Raw genomic sequence first — 16,755 nt, forward strand, 5'->3', positions numbered from 1 at the left:
GTAAAAGCTTACTAATTTAAACACTTATATGTAGAAACTTTTAATTTTATATAATACCTATGTTACGCCACCTGTTTATCACATAAGGAAATAGTTATCTCGCAGGCCATAGATATTTCTCATGGTCACACTCCTTATTCCTCCCTCATATTATAATCATGAATTGATTTATTATTGGAGGAATATATGTTCATTAGTTATCCGGATTACGAAGAACTTTATCGTGCTCCCAGATACAGTATAACTGTCAATACCGCTGAAAAAAGAATGACCTTGTATAGAGACGGAAAAGTGTTTAAAACATATCCTATAGCTATAGGTAAGCCTTCAACACCAACCCCGAAAGGAACTTTTAAGATAATTAATAAAGCAGTAAACCCAGGCGGTCCCTTTGGTGCAAGATGGATGGGCTTAAATGCTCCAAATGGCGACTATGGGATCCATGGCACAAATAATCCCTCTTCTATTGGAAAAGCTGTATCAAACGGATGCATCAGAACGTATAACAATAATGTTATAGAAATATTTAACCTGGTTCCCATAGGCACAATAGTAACAATCGTATAGAGTAAATAAATTTTACAAAACAAAAAAGTATGGGTCTTTAATCCATACTTTTTTGTTTTGTAAAATAATCAAGCGCCATTTTTTCTATTCTATCAGTCAAATCGCTAATTTTATGCCTTCTGCTTCTTCCGCACTCAAAAGCATTATTGCCGCATAAAAAACATCTTCTTGATGCTATTCCAAGTTCTTTTCTTGAAATTTGTTTTCCTTCTTTACTTATGACATCAAAATCAAACAATCTTCCTAAAGCATGCTTTTCTTCAATGTCAGTTGTGAGTTTTTTAATCTTATGCTCAGATTCATTAAATACAGCAAAGTATTCAGGACCGCTGTCTTTATAGATTATTTTTTCACTAATCTTATTTATTGAGAGTTCATCTAATTTCTTATTAAATATTGAAAGTCCCTCATCAAAAATCTGCTTTATAAGCAAGTTATATTTTCTGTTTCCAGGTATATTAAGTTTATATGATATAATTGTACATTTGTACTCAATAAGCAAATGTTCCTGATACCTAACTCTTTCTTCTCTTGCATCAAGTATATCCATAAGGCTCTGCTCTACACCTTCAAAAGATAAACTCACTTTAAAACCTCATTTCGTATAAATACTATTTAGCTGAAGCTTTTTCCTTTTCACTTAAAACTTCATTCATACTTCCTGTTCTGTAACCAAGCATATCTAAAGTTACATATTTAAATCCTATTTTTTTAAATTCACTTCCAACCTTGTCCATAACTTCAACATCAAAAAACTTAACTCTGTCCTCTGGAGCAACTTCAATTCTTGCTATATCTCCATGATGTCTTACTCTTAATTGATTAAAGCCCATATCCATTAAAAACTGCTCAGCTTTATCAACCATAGTTAACTTTTGAACAGTTATTTCATTTCCATATGGGAATCTTGAAGAAAGACAAGCAAATGAAGGTTTATTCCAGGTAGGTATGTTAAGCATTTTGGAAAGTTCACGAATGTCATTTTTAGTAAGCTCTGCTTCCTTTAAAGGACTTCTTACTCCCTGCTCCTTAGCAGCCTTCATACCTGGTCTGTAATCGCCTATATCGTCAAAGTTAGAGCCATCAAGCACATGCTTTAAGCCGTATTTATCCGCTTCTTGTCTTACCTTACCAAATAATTCTGTTTTGCAGAAGTAACATCTATTTACTGGATTTTTTGCAAATCCTTCTATTTCTAATTCCTCTGAAACTATTGTAATATGTTTTGCACCAAACTGTGCTATGTACTTTTGAGCTTCTTTATATTCTCTTTCTGGATAGGTAGAGGACTTTGCTGTTACAGCTACTATTTTCTCTCCTAATTCATCATGAGCTACCTTTAATAAAAATGTGCTGTCAACACCGCCTGAATAAGCAATTGCAGCACTGCCTATTTCCTTAAGAATATCTTTAAGCTTTTGAAATTTTTGCTGTAAATCCATAGTATACCCCCTAATGTGTTTCATATTGTGTTATAACACTAATATTCTACTACACTAATAGGTATACTGCAAAGTTTTTTATAGTATAGCCTGTCGCGCTTTAAATTCCTCCAGCTAAAAAGTATAAAAGTAACAGGTTCCCATAATGCAACCCAGCCTATTATAATGAGCCCCTCTTTTATAATCTTCATAAAATTTATATGCTGAAAAGCCTCTAGAACTTGTACTAAAACAAGGCACAGCACTAAAAATAATATACCGATTGTCATGTTAATCTTCCATTCCTTAAACTGTTGTTTTAAGTTGAGTTCAATATCTGAAAGCTTATTGGAAAAATGCTTATGTATGTAGTTATCTAAATTATCTAATTCTCTTTGGTCCTTTTTTTGTATATGTATTATAAGCTTTAACTTTTCCTCTAACGGATAATTCTTTATGGAATTTAGTATATATTCCTCAAAGTCCTTGCTTATTGTATTTTCACTTATAGAGCTGTAACCAAATTGCTGAAAAATTTCTTCAGTGTTTTTTACCGCTATATTTAACTCTATAATATCCTCATCCATAGCATTGATCATATTCTAAGCCCCCCAAATACAAATTCTTTTTAAACAGGCTAATTTATTATATTATTTTAAGCTTTTTTATATACTTATATTTTATAAACTGCCTCAAAAACTTGAGACAGTTTATAACCTTACTGCTGATCTTCATTACTCATTGGTGCCTTAGGCTCTGTCGCACAGCCTCCGCCTAAAACTTCCTTTAACTGTCTTAAGAAAAAACCTGAAACTATAGGAGCAAGACCTATGAATATTAAATATAGCTTTAATATTGAAGATTTTTTAAATATACTTAAAAGTATTATTAGTATAACTGCACTAATTATTCTTCCGATATTTAAAACTATATCTTTATTAATCATATATTCTACTCTCATATCCTCATCATGCGCTCTATTTATAACGTTAAATGAAGAAGAGCTTAGTTGTATCAAGAAAAATGGCAGGAAAAATGCATCTAATAATACATAAAGCATTAAGGTACTATATATTACCTTATAAGCTATTATGAGCACTGCTGCATAGGAACCTATTGTACCAACATATACTGCAAGGCTTCTTTTAGGCGGTTTAATTATTTTTTGAACCAGCACATAAGAAGCTGAAGATAAAAGTGAAGCTATAAAAGTAAGCTTTCCAAGCGATAATTCACTTCCTGTAGCCTGAATTATCAATATGTTGACAGTAAAAGCAATAATAACATCTCTAAACCCCCAAAGCAAAGTAGCTTTTCTAATAATACCCCACTCCCTGCAATTTCTTCCAAAGGCTAGTTTATAATTTATTCTGCTTCCATAATTTTTGCATTTTAAAGTTAAACTCACTAATATTAGAACTACAAACAAAGCAAGCGTTGTAGAAAACACTATACTATATCCCTTATTACTCGTAAACCTGCTTATTATAAAGGCTGAAGTTATAGGAGCCACCGCTGCTGCTATACCTGCACAACTGCCATTAAACCCATTAAAAGTATCTCTATTATTTATACAAGTAAAATCAAAGCTTAAGGTATTAAAGGCAAGCCAATAAAAACCTGTAGCCATTCCATATATAATTCCTAGAAGATATATGTATAATATCCCTCTTCCTCCTATTAAAAGCATTAATCCGTAAAATATTGCAAAAATCGCCAGTCCAATTCTAAGAGCCCATATTCCGTTTTTCTTTTTAGCTACTATGCCAGCTAATATAAAACCAATTGGAGTAGAAATGTAATGCATTAAATTATAAATTACTATCACAATGAATTCACTGGTCTGCCTCCAGAAAAATACATTTACAAATATCCCTGATAGTCCCATAGCAAAAGTAAATATCGCGCTGATGATTAAAAGAATTTTAGCTTCTTTACACATAACACCCTCCAACATATCGTAGTCAATTTTATTATGTGTAAAATAAATCTTATGTATTTTATTATATTTTTTCCAAAACAAAAGGCTGCATCCAAAAATGGATATAGCCACTTGTACAATATATTAATTATTTTCTTCACTTTTAGATATATCCGTTTTTTCGCTTCTAAATTTATCTACGCCCTTATCTTGTATAATTGCAGTAGAACCTCCAATTAAATTTTCCTTAACATCTTCCATCCTGCCTACCCTTTCTCTTATTCTAAGCCATTCTTTCATGTCTTCTCTAAGTATTTTTTGAAATTCTCCAATAAATTCATTAATCTTTTTTTCTGACAGATCAGAGTCCTGGCATCCTGCTAAGTACATTTCAGACTTTATTTTTAATTCCCTAAGCTTTGATAAAGTAACTGTATTTTTAATCCAAAGAGCTCCATAATTATAAAATGCATCCACAGCATTTATTATCGTTACCGCAGCTCCTAAAACAAGTGCTATATCTTTAAATAAAACAAGTAAATTTTCGCTTACACTTAACCCTAATATAACTGTAATAAGAGCACTAAAGCATACAGAAGTTATTTTTATCCCATAGGCTCTATTTTTTGTTCTTTTATGTTTATCTTCAAAAAAACCTATTGAACAATTCAGTTCCTCCTGAAATGTATTAAACTTAGCCTTTAGATTCAAACTTTCCGCACCTCCCGTAAATCTATAATATCATCATATGAAAACCTGCATTTAAAGGCTACATTCAATAATCAGCACAAGTAATAAATAATTCTGCTTTTGAATAAATTTAACTATATACATTTGTTAGGAGATTTAAAATGATTGTTGAAGGTTTATTATTAGTAAGTGTTTGTGCAGCAGGAATATATTCCTTACTTCCCAGAACAGATTCCTTTCGAAAAAATAAAATAAAGAAAGATTGGTATAAGATAATGGAGGTTACCAAAACCAAAAACAGTCTTGAAGAAACCTTTGAAGTTAAATCAATAGATGTATACAGATATGGCAGCTTCGATTTAAAAGCAAAGATACCTGCTGGTTTGACTCCAGACAACCTTTATAAAATAGAAAAGGCATTAGAATACAGCTTTGGAGGAGATATATCTATAAGTTGGGATAAATATAAAGGCTATATTGTTGTTAAAGTAAACAAAGATCCCATAGTACTTACAGAAACAATAAAAAAAAGATGGCAGAATACTTTATCTAGTAAAGAAATCAGAAACAAGTATAAACAATATTTTGATATAAAAGATATTACATTAAGCAGCAATTCCAGTTATATACTTGAAATAACTACACCAATCAGCCTTTCAAAAGAGTCTATGGAATCTTTTAAAGCACTTGTTGAGGAAAATTTAAGAGGTGACATCTTAGAAAGCTTTCATAATGAAGGAAACAATATTTTTATAACTATTTCTCATAGAATAGGATTATAAGTTTATTAAAGTTTTTTATATTAAAATACTAAGCAAAGAAAACTCGCTTAGTATTTTATTAAATATTCGTTTGAATTTCAAAAGTAAGAAAGGTTTTTAAGCTTTCTTTAGGATTAATATAAACAAGCCCTTCTTTTGAGTTTAGTGCTCCATTTCTTGACATCCAAGGTTCTACACATATAAATTCCTTTTCTTTTACAGTCCAAAGTACAATATATTTAAATTCTTTTCCATAACTTAAAGTTATTTTTCGTTTTAAATCTTTGAGCTCAAAACTGATATTATTCTTCTTTTCATCAATAAAAGCGGCCGATTCATTCATATTTTCCAAATCAATATTTCCTGTATACCTTTTTATCTTCATATCATTATAGTCAAGATAATTCTCTGCATCTGTGTCATAACTGATGTCTTTACCCTTAGCTTTGAAATATGGATGAAAACCTGCGTAAATTGGCATTATTTCATTTGAATTATTAATATACTCTTGATCTATAGTAAGCTTGCCATCTTTTAATGTGTATGTAAAAATTAGTTCAAAATCAAAAGGAAATTCTTCCTTAGTTATTTCACTGCTTTTTAAGCTTAACTTAACAGCTGCCATATTATTATTTTTAGTATCAATAACTCCCCAAGCATTAGTTCTGGCAACTCCATGATTTTTCATTCTATACACTTTTTTATTAAGCTCATACTTGCCTTGTTCAAGTTGTCCACATATTGGAAAAAGTATTGGATTCCCACCTCTTATATTTGACTTTTCATCATAAAAAGTTTCTTTATCTAGATAAAAAACTTCCTCTCCATTGACTATATAACTTGTTATTATTCCACCTCTTTCTGGACAAATAACAACAGAAGAGTTTGTACTCGCTTCATAAAGTTTATACATTAGAAACTTGTCTTCAAAAACTTCAACTTTATACACCTTTAATCACCTTGCCTTTGATATTATAATTTAATATTATATACTAAAGCATACCTTAATCCTAACAAATTTCAAATTATATTTTTTCGAATAATTATTATTAAATATTATAAATTATTATTGACAAGCTATTACTTATACTTGTATAATATATTCAAGGAAGAAAATTTTAACCAAATTCATCATCCCCCAAATTAAATAATTCCCTAATCCCCAACACCCATAAAAAGGTCAGGCACAGCGCCTGACCTTTTCTTGTACTATAGATTTTTTTCGTAAGCTTCAACCATTTTTTTAACCATATAACCGCCTACATATCCATTATCTCTTGAAGGAAGATTTCCTTTGTCTATTGAAGCATAATTTGGTATTCCTATTTCACTTGCTACTTCTTCTTTAAATCTATCTAAACCTGCTCTAGCTTGTGGTACTAACACTCTATTATTTCTTCTTGACATAGTTAACTCCTCCTTTTAATTTAAATAATTATTTTTATTTAGGTTTGTAGTATAAGTTTGCTCAAAATACAAGTATATATCCTATGAAAATGTACGAAGACTATGAAGTTTAAACCAAGGTAAAAATTGTTTTAATTTTAAATTTGGGTTTTATAAAAAGCAAGTAATGACCTTTTTATCATTCACATATTTATATATACACCTATAAAAATATTTAAATATTTACTTGAGTCATGCTGGTTTGCAATAGATTTGCTTTTTACAATATCAATGAACATGCTTATATCAACACTATTATTAAACAGCGCCTAAATTTTAAAAAAGCACAGGTTAAATACCAACCTATGCTTTTTTAAAAGGAGTATTAAATTGTCAAGTCTTAGTCCCACGTTAATTAATATATCCAGTAAAATAAATAATATACTATTTATTTTACATTTTATATAAAAACCATTCTTCGGTTTCATTGTTATATCTTAAATCATATAACTTTCTGGAATTATCAATTAATATCTCGCAAGTGAAAGTAGTTATGTACTCTCCATCAATCTTCTCTTTATCACGTCTTATTATTCTTTGAATTTTCACAAACTCATTTGTATCCTCTGAGCTTATTCTATAAAAACGTATCGGTTTTATTTCTTTTGCCGAATCGTAAATTGCAACCACTTCTATAGGTAAATTTAATATTGCCATAACATGTCTCCTTTGCATCTATAATTAGTCTAATATTATTATACCTATTTTATTACACATATTTCAATTTGAGTATTATTAATAATTAATTTTTTAAAAAATTTGAGGCTGGAAGTATTTCCAGCCTCAGTTTTAAATTAGTCTTGTTTTTCTTCTTCTTTGCTTTCCTGCTTTACATCCTTATGTTCTTTAAATTTTCCATCCCATTTTGAAACCTTATCTTTAACATGAGTTTTTATTTCTTCACCTTTTTCTTTTGTTAGCTCGCCTTCCTTTACCTTTTCATCAATGACTGCAATTTTATTCTTGATTATCATATCTTTTGCCTGCTGCTCATTGAATCCCTTTTGCTTAGCAAGTTCAAAAAAGTTTTTGCCTGAATTTCTTGCTTCTTTCATTTCTTCCTTTGTAATACCCATTTCCTTAGCAGCTCTAAACATGCCTCCATTGTGACCACTCTTTTCCTTGTGATCTTTCATTTCAATTTTTTTATCCTGCTGGCTTGGCACATCTGCTGCCGGTACCACTGCTGCATGAACGCTGACTCCTGTACTTACAGAAACTGCAACTAATAATGCAGCTAAACTTTTAAATTTCATGTGAATTCCTCCTTTTAGTCGGAAGACTGAGCAATTAAAAATCACTCGCTTCCGCTCGCTAATTGCTCGTAAAAGTCCATTTAGGACTTTAACCTCCTTTTAGTCGGAAACACCGAGTAATTTAAAACTCTCGCTCCGCTCAAAAATTACTCGTTAAAGGTCATTCAGACCTTTAACCTCCTTTTAGTCGGAAGCACTGAGTAATTTAAAACTCTCGCTCCGCTTCGGACACAGGGTAACTTAAGACATTCGCTTCGCTCATAAGTTACCCGCTAAAGTCCATTTAGGACTTTAGCCTCATAAAAAACATACATAGTATTAACTATAGATATTTAAATTATGTATAAAAATAATAAAAAGGTCCAAATCACATGTAATAGATTAATAAGAAAATAGCTTATCATGCATATATTTATTAAAATATTCCCCAGGAACAGCTGCCTTTCACTGGCATCTTTTAATCTTTTATATAAAAAAAGTAATAATACAAAAGGAATTCCTAACTTAATCACTAAACTTGCTGCCTCATTTTGTACTATATGTTTCATGAATGTATTAGCCTCAAGAAATACTCCTGATTTTAAAAGAATCAAGGTAAATATTATATCCGTTATATTAAAGAAATATATTATTATAAATTTAATTTTTATTTTTTCAAGATTATAACCTCTTAATAAACTTAACAAATGTCCACCCCTTTTAACATTAATCCTTTGGTATATTATATTGTGGACATGTATTATAAATTATAAACACAAAAAAGAAACTATAGAGTTTTCATTGTAAATCTCTATAGTTTCATAATATTTATCTGTAATATATTTTTTATCTGCTCTAAGAAATGATTTTTTCTATGTTATCAAATTCTTCCTTACTAAACTCCAAGTTCTTAAGAGCTTCTATATTATCCTCTATTTGTTCTATCCTGCTTGCTCCAATTAAGGCTGAAGTTACAACATTTTTTCTTAATACCCAAGCCAATGCCATTTGAGCTAAAGTTTGATTTCTTTTCTTTGCTATTTCATTAAGCTTTTTTACTTTTTGGAGTTTATCTTCTGTTATATCTTCTTTCTTTAAGAATATAGAATTACCTGCTGCCCTTGAATCTTTTGGTATTCCGTTTAAATATTTATCAGTAAGTACTCCTTGATATAAGGGCTTGAAAACTATAGTTCCTATACCTTCCTGCTCTAATAAATCCAAAAGCTCTTCTTCTGCCTTTCTATCAAACATTGAGTAAGGTGTCTGATGAATGATAAATGGAGTTCCTAAGCTCTTAAACATATCTATTGCCTGTTTTGTCTGCTCAGCACTATATTTTGAAATACCTACATATAAAGCCTTCCCCTGCTTTACAAGCAAATCTAGCGTCCTTATGGTTTCTTCAAGCGGAGTATTAGGATCCGGTCTATGATGATAAAAAATATCTACGTAGTCTAATCCCATTCTCCTTAAGCTTTGATCAAGACTTGCTGTTAAATACTTTTTTGATCCCCAGTCTCCATACGGTCCAGGCCACATTAAATGTCCTGCCTTTGTTGATATAACCATTTCATCTCTATAGTTTTCAAAGTCCTGCCTCAATATTTTACCGAAGTTTTCTTCTGCTGCCCCTGCTGGTGGGCCATAGTTATTAGCAAGATCAAAATGTGTTATTCCTAAATCAAAGGCTCTTCTAATCAAAGCTTTCCCATTTTCAAAAGAATCTTCATTACCAAAGTTATGCCATAGTCCAAGTGATATGGCTGGCAGCATTAACCCGCTTCTGCCACACCTTCTATATTTCATAGAATCATATCTAGTTTCAGCTGGTATATAATTCATAAACCTATCTCCTTGCTTAAATATTATGCTATTATAGATAAACATTACATAAACTATAAACTTACAGTTTACCTATTAAGCTATATTATAACACTAACTTAACTAAAAAATCAGGACTCCCTATATTTTAGGAAGTCCTTAGTAAAATTCTATTATTTAATTATGCACCCATAAACATTTTCATGTCGTCTTCAACGTTTGTTATTCCGCCGATACCAAAATTTTCAACTAAAACTTTAGTTACATTTGGAGATAAGAAGCCTGGTAGTGTTGGTCCTAAATGAATATTCTTTACTCCTAAGTGTAATAGAGCAAGTAATACTATAACAGCCTTTTGCTCATACCAAGCAATATTGTAGGAAATTGGAAGTTCATTCACGTTTTCAAGACCAAATACTTCTTTAAGCTTAAGAGCTATAACTGCTAAGGAGTAAGAGTCGTTACATTGTCCAGCGTCTAATACTCTTGGTATTCCGTTAATATCTCCAAGATCTAGCTTATTGTACTTGTACTTAGCACATCCAGCTGTAAGGATTACTGTATCCTTTGGAAGCTCATTTGCAAAATCGGTGTAGTAGTTTCTGCTCTTCATTCTTCCATCGCAGCCTGCCATTACAAAGAATCTCTTTATTGCGCCAGTCTTAACTGCTTCAACAACTTGGTCAGCAAGAGCTAAAACTTGAGCATGAGCAAATCCACCAACGATTTCTCCCTTTTCAATTTCAGTTGGAGCTGGTAATGTCTTAGCGAGTGTAATTAGTTCTGAGAAATCCTTTGTTCCGTCTTCCTTCTTATCTATATGCTTAACACCTTCAACGCCAGTTGCACCAGTTGTAAACATTCTGTTTACGTATGAAGCTTTTGGAGGTACTATACAGTTAGTTGTCATTAAAATAACTCCATTAAAGCTTTCAAATTCCTTGTCTTGTAACCACCAAGCATTTCCGTAGTTTCCTGCAAAATGTGAATACTTCTTGAATGCTGGATAGTAGTGAGCTGGAAGCATTTCTGAGTGAGTATATACGTCTACTCCAGTTCCTTCTGTTTGAGCTAATAGTAACTCTAAATCCTTTAGGTCGTGTCCGCTTACAAGTATAGCTGGGTTATTTCTAACACCTATATTAACTTTTGTTATTTCTGGATTTCCATAAGCTGTTGTATTTGCTTTGTCTAAAAGTGCCATAGCATCTACGCCAAACTTACCACATTCCAATACTATTCCTACGTATTCATTTACACCAAGACTGTCATCAGTTGTTGCTGCAAGTGCTCTTTGCATGAACTCATGCACACCTTGATCTTCAAAACCTAAGTTAAATGCATGCTCTGCATAAGCAGCCATACCCTTTAGTCCATATGTTAATAACTCTCTTAAACTTCTTATGTCTTCATCCTTAGTTTGAAGAATGCTTACATCTCCTGACTCTGCCTTAAGCTCTAATTCAGCATCAGTAGAACCATTCCATGTTAAACCTTCATAATTGCTTTCTATATTTCCGCCAGCAGCCTTAACTGCAGCAACTATTTCATCTCTTAGCTTAAGCCCTGCTCTAACTTCATTTAAGAATCTAGCCTTATCCCAGTTAGCATTAGTTATAGTCATGAATAATCCATTAAATACAAATTTATCAGTTTCTGCTTTATTAACTCCAAGCTCTCTAGCTTTTACGTTAGCAACAGATATTCCCTTTACTACATACATTAATAAATCTTGTAAATTAGCTAAGTCTGAAGTCTTACCGCAAACCCCTCTTAGTGTACAGCCTTTTCCACCAGCTGTTTCTTGACATTGATAACAGAACATACTCATTATTAAAAAACCTCCCTGTAAATCTATATATTATAAGTTTTATCTAAGTCGTCTTTGTTTTTCATATCTTACAGGTTCTATATTACTAAAATAACCCTTTTAAAGCTGTAACATATATCACGGATTTTAAAAATATTATAATGTTTTAAGAAAATTATCTTAGTGAGCAAATTCATTCCAAAATCATAAAATATATATGACAGCCTAATAATATTAAGGAGATTTAATAATGTATATTTCAAATCCTTATGAGGAGAGCCATCTTTACAGACAGGGTTCTTATTCAAGAAGCGCTGCAGTAAATTATGCAGTAACCTATGCCTTAAAACCAAATCCAGCCTACAGATACTTTCCAATAGTTAAAGACAGCAGCGGTGATTGCGCAAATTTTATTTCACAATGTCTTCATGCTGGAGGTGCTCCTATGACTTATAATCCAAAATACAGCTGGTTTTACAATAATAATAAATGGTCCTTATCCTGGACAGTTGCACATTCTCTTTATTGGTATCTAAAAATTAATCAGGCTAATAAATACCCCGCTGTAAAAGGCTTGGAAGTTTCAAATGCATCTATGCTTGAACTGGGCGATTTAATTCTTTTCGAAGACAATAAAGGACTTATCTTTCACTCTGCAATTGTTACTGGTTTTTCTGGCAGCGTCCCTTTAGTTTCACATCATTCTTACGAAGCTCTGAATATTCCATATACCCGTTCCTGGGGAGCCTCTAGATATCATTTCTTAAAAATAAGCATATAATTGATAAAGGCTCCAAAGGATTATAGATACCTTTGGAGCCTTTATCAGTTATCTATTCAGTTATACAAATTTAATGCTGTGGGTTATAAGTTCATTGCTTTTAGCAAAAGCTGCAGACAATATATTTTCTTTTTTAAATACCCTGTTCTCTTTTCTTAAATAACAATAGGCTTTGATTCTATCCTCTTTTAATTCCAACACTCTTATGTTTCTCATTGTGATCTCATTACCCTTTAAATACACTATAGTTATTATTAAATTTCTCTCTAGTGAAGCTTTTAAAATATGTTCATACATATTACCCACCTTCTTTCTATTTATATTATATCTCGAACTTATGTTCGTGTCAATTTCATAAAAAAAGAAAGCCTCCTTTATTTTTGGCTCTCTTTAGTATATTAAGCATCATGTTTTGGATACAATTTTACTAATTCAATAGCTCTCATTATTGCTTCCATAACATCTATTTCAAGCTGTTTTCCTAATTCATCATATCTTCTGTATATTTCCCCAATGTCACTTACTATATATTTTGCCGGAAGTCTGTTAAGTGCTATAGCCTTAATATCCATAATGCATCTTTCACACTTACAAATAGTGTTTTCTTTAACAAGCATACCTGGCAATATCTCATCAACCAATATCTCCATATAATTTTTTAAATGATACATAAAATCCCCACCTTAATACTTAAAAATTAAATCTATCTATATAAAATATGATACACATAAAAAATTGCATTGTACATAAAAACTTTGCTAGGTGAATAAAGTTTTGTTATTTTATTTCGATAATTTAGTTAATTAGCAAAATATTTCTCAATTACCAATTTGCATAAATACAGAGGAGGAAATCATGGCTAGGTTCTTTAAAAATCTTAAAATATCAACTTCTATCTTTATTATTAGTGTTCTATCTTTATTATTAATCTTTTTAGTTGGAGGTTTAGGCTTTGTTAATATAAAAAACATTAATGATAATATGGAAAACATGTATAGAAACAATCTTCAGCCAATAGCCAGACTAGGAGGCATGAGGGCTGACTTCTTAAATATGAGAATAGAAGCTTCAAACGCGTTTATGGCATATAACTCAAAAACAGACGATAATATAAGGCAATATATCGATAAGGTTAATGATAGTATTAAACAATATCAGCAGTCAAACCTAACAGATTCTGAAAAGCAAACTTTAACTGCATTTTCTGATAACTTCAATGAGTATGTTAAAGCCTGGGAAAATATAAATTCTGCCTTAAAAGATAACTTAAAAGTTTCAAATGATGACAGGGATAAGCTTTCGGAACTTGGTGCTTTGGGTGAGGAAAAATTAGCAGTTCTTAAAGATTTTAATGAAAAACAAGCGGGAGAAGTAAATACCTCAAGCGATAAAATGTACTTAAATACAAGAGCTGTCATGTTTTATATATTTGCTGCCTGTATAGTAATCTTCTCTATTATCTGCTTTTATATAATGTCCGTTATAAAGAAATCTTCAAGCAAACTAATAAATACTATGGATACAATTGCTGATGGAGATTTTACGATTAAACTTGAAACTAAAAGCAACAATGAATTTGGGATTATTCAGAAGACTTTATCACGTACTGTAGACAATATAGCTTCTATGCTTAAAACAATAAGGGAAAAATCCTTGTCAATAGACTCAAAATCTGAAGATCTATCTTCAATTTCAGAAGAAATGGCTTCTTCCTCTGAAAATGTTGCAACAGCAATAAATGAAGTTGCAAAGGGTACTTCTTCTCAAGCTCAAGAGTTAATAAGTACAACTATGATTTTAAATGAATTTGCTATAAAACTTGAAAACATCGTACATTCCATAGAAGAAGTAGACCTTAGCGCAAAAAATATTAATTCAGTAGCCAATAACAGCAATAGCAATATGCAGATTTTAGTTGAATCGGTTAACAAGGTTATGTCAGCTTTCAACGAATTCACAAACAAAATTTCTATCTTAAGCAAAGATATAAATAAAATAAATGAAATTACTAACTTTATAAACAGTATATCTGAGCAAACAAATCTTTTAGCCTTAAATGCTGCGATAGAGGCGGCAAGAGCTGGTGAAGCAGGAAAAGGCTTTTCTGTTGTAGCTGAGGAAATAAGAAAGCTTGCTGAGCAAAGCAAAGCTTCTTCAGAAAGTATAAATTCATTAATTAAAGGAATATCAGGAAACTCTGAATCAATTATAAAGACATCAGAAGACATGAACTCAGAGGTTGAAAATCAGGTTGAAATAATAAATAACACAATCTCATCCTTTAAAAATATTATAAACTCAATCAATGGAATACTTCCTCAAATTCATGAAGTTAGTTCTTCTGTAGTGAGCATTAACAATGATAAAAATATAATACTTGAAAAGATTGAGGAAACTTCATCAGTAGCTGAAGAGGTTTCTGCCTCTTCTGAAGAAATATCCGCATCTGCAGAAGAAATGAACAGCTCCTCCGAAGAGGTTGCAGTTTCCGCGCAATTCCTAAGCGAAATGACTAAAGAAATGCTGGAACAAGTTAATAAGTTTAAACTTAGTTAGATCAATTTCGCAAATTTATAAAGGCTGTGCATCTTTTAAACTTATGCACAGCCCTTTATATTTATTTCAGCTTGACCAGCCACAATCTCAGGAGCTTGATTATCTCCTGTCTAATACTATCCTTATTGTTATCATTAACTTTAAATATATATATATCCTCACGGCTTTTTATTGTATCGATATATAGGCAAGGAACATCCTTTAATGCTGCAATAACAACCTTTTTGCTGTCTAGTATTTTTTTCACTTCACTGGTAAAAGCTGTCGCCTTTGACTCAAGAAAGCCTATTTCATTCATAATAATTACATCTGAATAATTAAAGCTTTTAGTAAGTATTTCCACGCCCTTAGTGTTAAACATTTCAATGTTTAATTTAGAGAACCCTGTTGAATCATCCTTCCTGAAAAACACATTATTTCTGTCTTCCTCATAAAGCGATGTTAAATCAAAAATTCTTATATCCTTATTCTCACTATCTCTTGTTATATCTACCCAATACCCTCCGATACTGCAATTTAATAGAGCCCTTACTTCTGATAGAAGTTCTGAGGACTTGCTGCTGCGTCTCTCACCAATAATTAAAATATTATTCATTTGCAGCTTCACCTCTTAACTTTTCCAAACACTTTCCCATATGGTACACAAGTATATCAACATCTTCGAAACTATTTTCCTCACTAAAACTTATTCTAAGCCCACCCATTATTTCCTCAGGTCTTAATCCTATGGCCTTTAAAACATGGCTGTCTTTTAAATTCCTTGAAGAGCAGGCTGAACTTTTTGATATATATATTTCTTTATCATTAAGATAGAACAGTACCTTTCCTGATCTGATTCCTACTGTTGAAATGCTAACAATATACGGAAGAAAGTCTTCATCAGTTCTGCAGTTAATTTTTATACCATTAATATTTTGAAGCTTTTGTACCAAATAATTTCTTAACTTGTATACTTTCAAATAATTTTGTTCTATATTTTTGTGTATTTGCTTAGAAGCCTGTGCAAAACCAGCAATGGCCGGCAGGTTTTCAGTTCCCGATCTAAAGCCAAATTCCTGACCGCCGCCGTCAATCAAAGCTTTCAATGGAGTATTTTCTCTTATGTATGCTGCTCCAACGCCTCGAGGCCCATGAATCTTATGAGCGCTTAAAGAAAGCAAGTCTATATTCATTTTATTAACATCAATTTTAAGCTTTCCATAGCTCTGCACTGCATCTACATGAAGCTTTATATTTGCATTATATTCCCTAACTGCTTTTCCTATAGCTTCAATATCTTCAATTACACCTATCTCATTATTTACATGCATGATACTTACTAGTTTGGTACTTGGTTTCATTGATGATTTTAAATCATCAATGTTAATTCTGCCAGACTCATCAACTTTTAGATAAGTTACTTCTATCCCCTTCTCTTGTAGTTGTACTGCTGAATTTAATAAACTGGAATGTTCAATACAAGTAGTTATTAGGTGATCTCCTTTGTTTAAGAAGCCTTTAAGCAAAAGATTATTACTTTCACTTCCTCCTGAAGTAAATATTATTTCCTGAGGCTTAGCATTCATAGTTAAAGCTATATATTCTCTACATTCAGTAAGATACTTTTTTGCTTTTTCACCAAGAGAATGTATTGATGAAGGATTTCCATAAAAGTCAATCATACATTTTGAAACTGTATGGACTACATTGATATAAGGCTTTGTAGTAGCACTATTGTCTAAATATATCTCCATAACTTATCCC

At 31.5% G+C, this 16,755-nt stretch carries 20 protein-coding genes; 4 read left to right on the top strand and 16 right to left on the bottom strand.

Translation table 11 applies throughout. The features are described from left to right. Positions 1–186: 186 nt before the first annotated feature. Positions 187–567: a L,D-transpeptidase gene (locus JK636_RS07805; RefSeq protein ID WP_202748262.1), complete on the top strand. Its 381-nt coding sequence runs from the start codon at positions 187–189 to the stop codon at positions 565–567. A 37-nt stretch (positions 568–604) separates the two neighbouring features. Here JK636_RS07805 and citX read toward each other — a convergent pair whose 3' ends face one another. From citX to JK636_RS07830, 5 genes are all read right to left on the bottom strand, one after another. Further along, positions 605–1,153: a citrate lyase holo-[acyl-carrier protein] synthase gene (gene citX, locus JK636_RS07810; RefSeq protein WP_202748263.1), complete on the bottom strand. Its 549-nt coding sequence runs from the start codon at positions 1,151–1,153 to the stop codon at positions 605–607. A gap of 25 nt (positions 1,154–1,178) precedes the next feature. Continuing rightward, positions 1,179–2,009 carry an ATP-dependent sacrificial sulfur transferase LarE gene (gene larE / locus JK636_RS07815; protein WP_202748264.1) on the bottom strand — a complete coding sequence of 277 codons (831 nt, stop codon included), beginning with the start codon at positions 2,007–2,009 and terminating at the stop codon, positions 1,179–1,181. A 38-nt stretch (positions 2,010–2,047) separates the two neighbouring features. Then, positions 2,048–2,587: a hypothetical protein gene (locus JK636_RS07820; protein ID WP_202748265.1), complete on the bottom strand. Its 540-nt coding sequence runs from the start codon at positions 2,585–2,587 to the stop codon at positions 2,048–2,050. A 119-nt stretch (positions 2,588–2,706) separates the two neighbouring features. Continuing rightward, the gene (locus JK636_RS07825) at positions 2,707–3,930 is read right to left on the bottom strand and encodes an MFS transporter (protein ID WP_202748266.1); all 1,224 of its coding nucleotides are present in this window, start codon (positions 3,928–3,930) and stop codon (positions 2,707–2,709) included. 123 nt (positions 3,931–4,053) lie between these two features. After that, the gene (locus JK636_RS07830; protein ID WP_202748267.1) at positions 4,054–4,620 is read right to left on the bottom strand and encodes a DUF4231 domain-containing protein; all 567 of its coding nucleotides are present in this window, start codon (positions 4,618–4,620) and stop codon (positions 4,054–4,056) included. 140 nt (positions 4,621–4,760) lie between these two features. Here JK636_RS07830 and JK636_RS07835 point away from each other — a divergent pair, with 140 nt between their 5' ends. Continuing rightward, complete coding sequence (locus JK636_RS07835) at positions 4,761–5,381, top strand: hypothetical protein (protein ID WP_202748268.1); 621 nt, start codon at positions 4,761–4,763, stop codon at positions 5,379–5,381. 58 nt (positions 5,382–5,439) lie between these two features. Here JK636_RS07835 and JK636_RS07840 read toward each other — a convergent pair whose 3' ends face one another. The 7 genes from JK636_RS07840 to hcp all read right to left on the bottom strand — a co-directional run bounded on the left by JK636_RS07840 (position 5,440) and on the right by hcp (position 11,696). Beyond that, the gene (locus JK636_RS07840) at positions 5,440–6,309 is read right to left on the bottom strand and encodes an aldose epimerase family protein (RefSeq protein ID WP_202748269.1); all 870 of its coding nucleotides are present in this window, start codon (positions 6,307–6,309) and stop codon (positions 5,440–5,442) included. A gap of 260 nt (positions 6,310–6,569) precedes the next feature. After that, positions 6,570–6,767 carry an alpha/beta-type small acid-soluble spore protein gene (locus JK636_RS07845; RefSeq protein WP_202748270.1) on the bottom strand — a complete coding sequence of 66 codons (198 nt, stop codon included), beginning with the start codon at positions 6,765–6,767 and terminating at the stop codon, positions 6,570–6,572. A gap of 432 nt (positions 6,768–7,199) precedes the next feature. Next, positions 7,200–7,463 carry a hypothetical protein gene (locus JK636_RS07850; protein WP_202748271.1) on the bottom strand — a complete coding sequence of 88 codons (264 nt, stop codon included), beginning with the start codon at positions 7,461–7,463 and terminating at the stop codon, positions 7,200–7,202. A gap of 137 nt (positions 7,464–7,600) precedes the next feature. Beyond that, positions 7,601–8,062 carry a hypothetical protein gene (locus JK636_RS07855; protein WP_202748272.1) on the bottom strand — a complete coding sequence of 154 codons (462 nt, stop codon included), beginning with the start codon at positions 8,060–8,062 and terminating at the stop codon, positions 7,601–7,603. Between the two features lie 332 nt (positions 8,063–8,394). After that, complete coding sequence (locus JK636_RS24130) at positions 8,395–8,748, bottom strand: DUF5658 family protein (RefSeq protein WP_420839264.1); 354 nt, start codon at positions 8,746–8,748, stop codon at positions 8,395–8,397. Between the two features lie 148 nt (positions 8,749–8,896). Next, positions 8,897–9,886: an L-glyceraldehyde 3-phosphate reductase gene (gene mgrA, locus JK636_RS07860; RefSeq protein ID WP_202748273.1), complete on the bottom strand. Its 990-nt coding sequence runs from the start codon at positions 9,884–9,886 to the stop codon at positions 8,897–8,899. A 160-nt stretch (positions 9,887–10,046) separates the two neighbouring features. After that, positions 10,047–11,696 (bottom strand): hydroxylamine reductase, encoded by a 1,650-nt coding sequence (gene hcp / locus JK636_RS07865; RefSeq protein WP_202748274.1) that lies wholly within the window; start codon positions 11,694–11,696, stop codon positions 10,047–10,049. Between the two features lie 229 nt (positions 11,697–11,925). Between hcp and JK636_RS07870 the strand changes: the two genes are divergently transcribed. Beyond that, complete coding sequence (locus JK636_RS07870) at positions 11,926–12,456, top strand: amidase domain-containing protein (RefSeq protein ID WP_202748275.1); 531 nt, start codon at positions 11,926–11,928, stop codon at positions 12,454–12,456. Between the two features lie 60 nt (positions 12,457–12,516). On the opposite strand, the gene JK636_RS07875 is transcribed toward JK636_RS07870, so the two are convergent. Next, positions 12,517–12,753, bottom strand: coding sequence for a hypothetical protein (locus JK636_RS07875; protein ID WP_202748276.1), 237 nt, complete (start codon positions 12,751–12,753; stop codon positions 12,517–12,519). Positions 12,754–12,854: 101 nt separating this feature from the next. Further along, entirely contained in the window at positions 12,855–13,127 is a 273-nt protein-coding gene (locus JK636_RS07880; RefSeq protein ID WP_202748277.1) for a late competence development ComFB family protein, read from the bottom strand. Between the two features lie 184 nt (positions 13,128–13,311). Between JK636_RS07880 and JK636_RS07885 the strand changes: the two genes are divergently transcribed. After that, entirely contained in the window at positions 13,312–15,012 is a 1,701-nt protein-coding gene (locus JK636_RS07885; protein ID WP_202748278.1) for a methyl-accepting chemotaxis protein, read from the top strand. Between the two features lie 61 nt (positions 15,013–15,073). Here the strand turns inward: JK636_RS07885 and JK636_RS07890 are convergent, their stop codons facing one another. Both JK636_RS07890 and JK636_RS07895 read right to left on the bottom strand, forming a co-directional pair. Beyond that, positions 15,074–15,607 carry a nucleoside-triphosphatase gene (locus JK636_RS07890; RefSeq protein ID WP_202748279.1) on the bottom strand — a complete coding sequence of 178 codons (534 nt, stop codon included), beginning with the start codon at positions 15,605–15,607 and terminating at the stop codon, positions 15,074–15,076. Beyond that, the gene (locus JK636_RS07895; protein WP_202748280.1) at positions 15,600–16,745 is read right to left on the bottom strand and encodes a cysteine desulfurase family protein; all 1,146 of its coding nucleotides are present in this window, start codon (positions 16,743–16,745) and stop codon (positions 15,600–15,602) included. The genes JK636_RS07890 and JK636_RS07895 overlap by 8 nt, the downstream gene beginning before the upstream one ends. Between the last annotated feature and the right edge of the window lie 10 nt (positions 16,746–16,755).

Origin of the sequence: Clostridium rhizosphaerae, from assembly GCF_016765585.1 — a bacterium.
Taxonomy (GTDB): domain Bacteria; phylum Bacillota; class Clostridia; order Clostridiales; family Clostridiaceae; genus Clostridium_AT; species Clostridium_AT rhizosphaerae.

Excerpts from the sequence above, each read along its gene's own strand:
- JK636_RS07805 (WP_202748262.1), top strand. The coding sequence starts at position 187 with ATGTTCATTAGTTATCCGGATTACGAAGAACTTTATCGTGCTCCCAGA.
- larE (WP_202748264.1), bottom strand. The coding sequence starts at position 2,009 with ATGGATTTACAGCAAAAATTTCAAAAGCTTAAAGATATTCTTAAGGAA.
- JK636_RS07820 (WP_202748265.1), bottom strand. The coding sequence starts at position 2,587 with ATGATCAATGCTATGGATGAGGATATTATAGAGTTAAATATAGCGGTA.
- JK636_RS07825 (WP_202748266.1), bottom strand. The coding sequence starts at position 3,930 with ATGTGTAAAGAAGCTAAAATTCTTTTAATCATCAGCGCGATATTTACT.
- JK636_RS07835 (WP_202748268.1), top strand. The coding sequence starts at position 4,761 with ATGATTGTTGAAGGTTTATTATTAGTAAGTGTTTGTGCAGCAGGAATA.
- JK636_RS07845 (WP_202748270.1), bottom strand. The coding sequence starts at position 6,767 with ATGTCAAGAAGAAATAATAGAGTGTTAGTACCACAAGCTAGAGCAGGT.
- JK636_RS07850 (WP_202748271.1), bottom strand. The coding sequence starts at position 7,463 with ATGGCAATATTAAATTTACCTATAGAAGTGGTTGCAATTTACGATTCG.
- JK636_RS07855 (WP_202748272.1), bottom strand. The coding sequence starts at position 8,062 with ATGAAATTTAAAAGTTTAGCTGCATTATTAGTTGCAGTTTCTGTAAGT.
- mgrA (WP_202748273.1), bottom strand. The coding sequence starts at position 9,886 with ATGAATTATATACCAGCTGAAACTAGATATGATTCTATGAAATATAGA.
- hcp (WP_202748274.1), bottom strand. The coding sequence starts at position 11,696 with ATGAGTATGTTCTGTTATCAATGTCAAGAAACAGCTGGTGGAAAAGGC.
- JK636_RS07870 (WP_202748275.1), top strand. The coding sequence starts at position 11,926 with ATGTATATTTCAAATCCTTATGAGGAGAGCCATCTTTACAGACAGGGT.
- JK636_RS07875 (WP_202748276.1), bottom strand. The coding sequence starts at position 12,753 with ATGTATGAACATATTTTAAAAGCTTCACTAGAGAGAAATTTAATAATA.
- JK636_RS07880 (WP_202748277.1), bottom strand. The coding sequence starts at position 13,127 with ATGTATCATTTAAAAAATTATATGGAGATATTGGTTGATGAGATATTG.
- JK636_RS07885 (WP_202748278.1), top strand. The coding sequence starts at position 13,312 with ATGGCTAGGTTCTTTAAAAATCTTAAAATATCAACTTCTATCTTTATT.
- JK636_RS07890 (WP_202748279.1), bottom strand. The coding sequence starts at position 15,607 with ATGAATAATATTTTAATTATTGGTGAGAGACGCAGCAGCAAGTCCTCA.
- JK636_RS07895 (WP_202748280.1), bottom strand. The coding sequence starts at position 16,745 with ATGGAGATATATTTAGACAATAGTGCTACTACAAAGCCTTATATCAAT.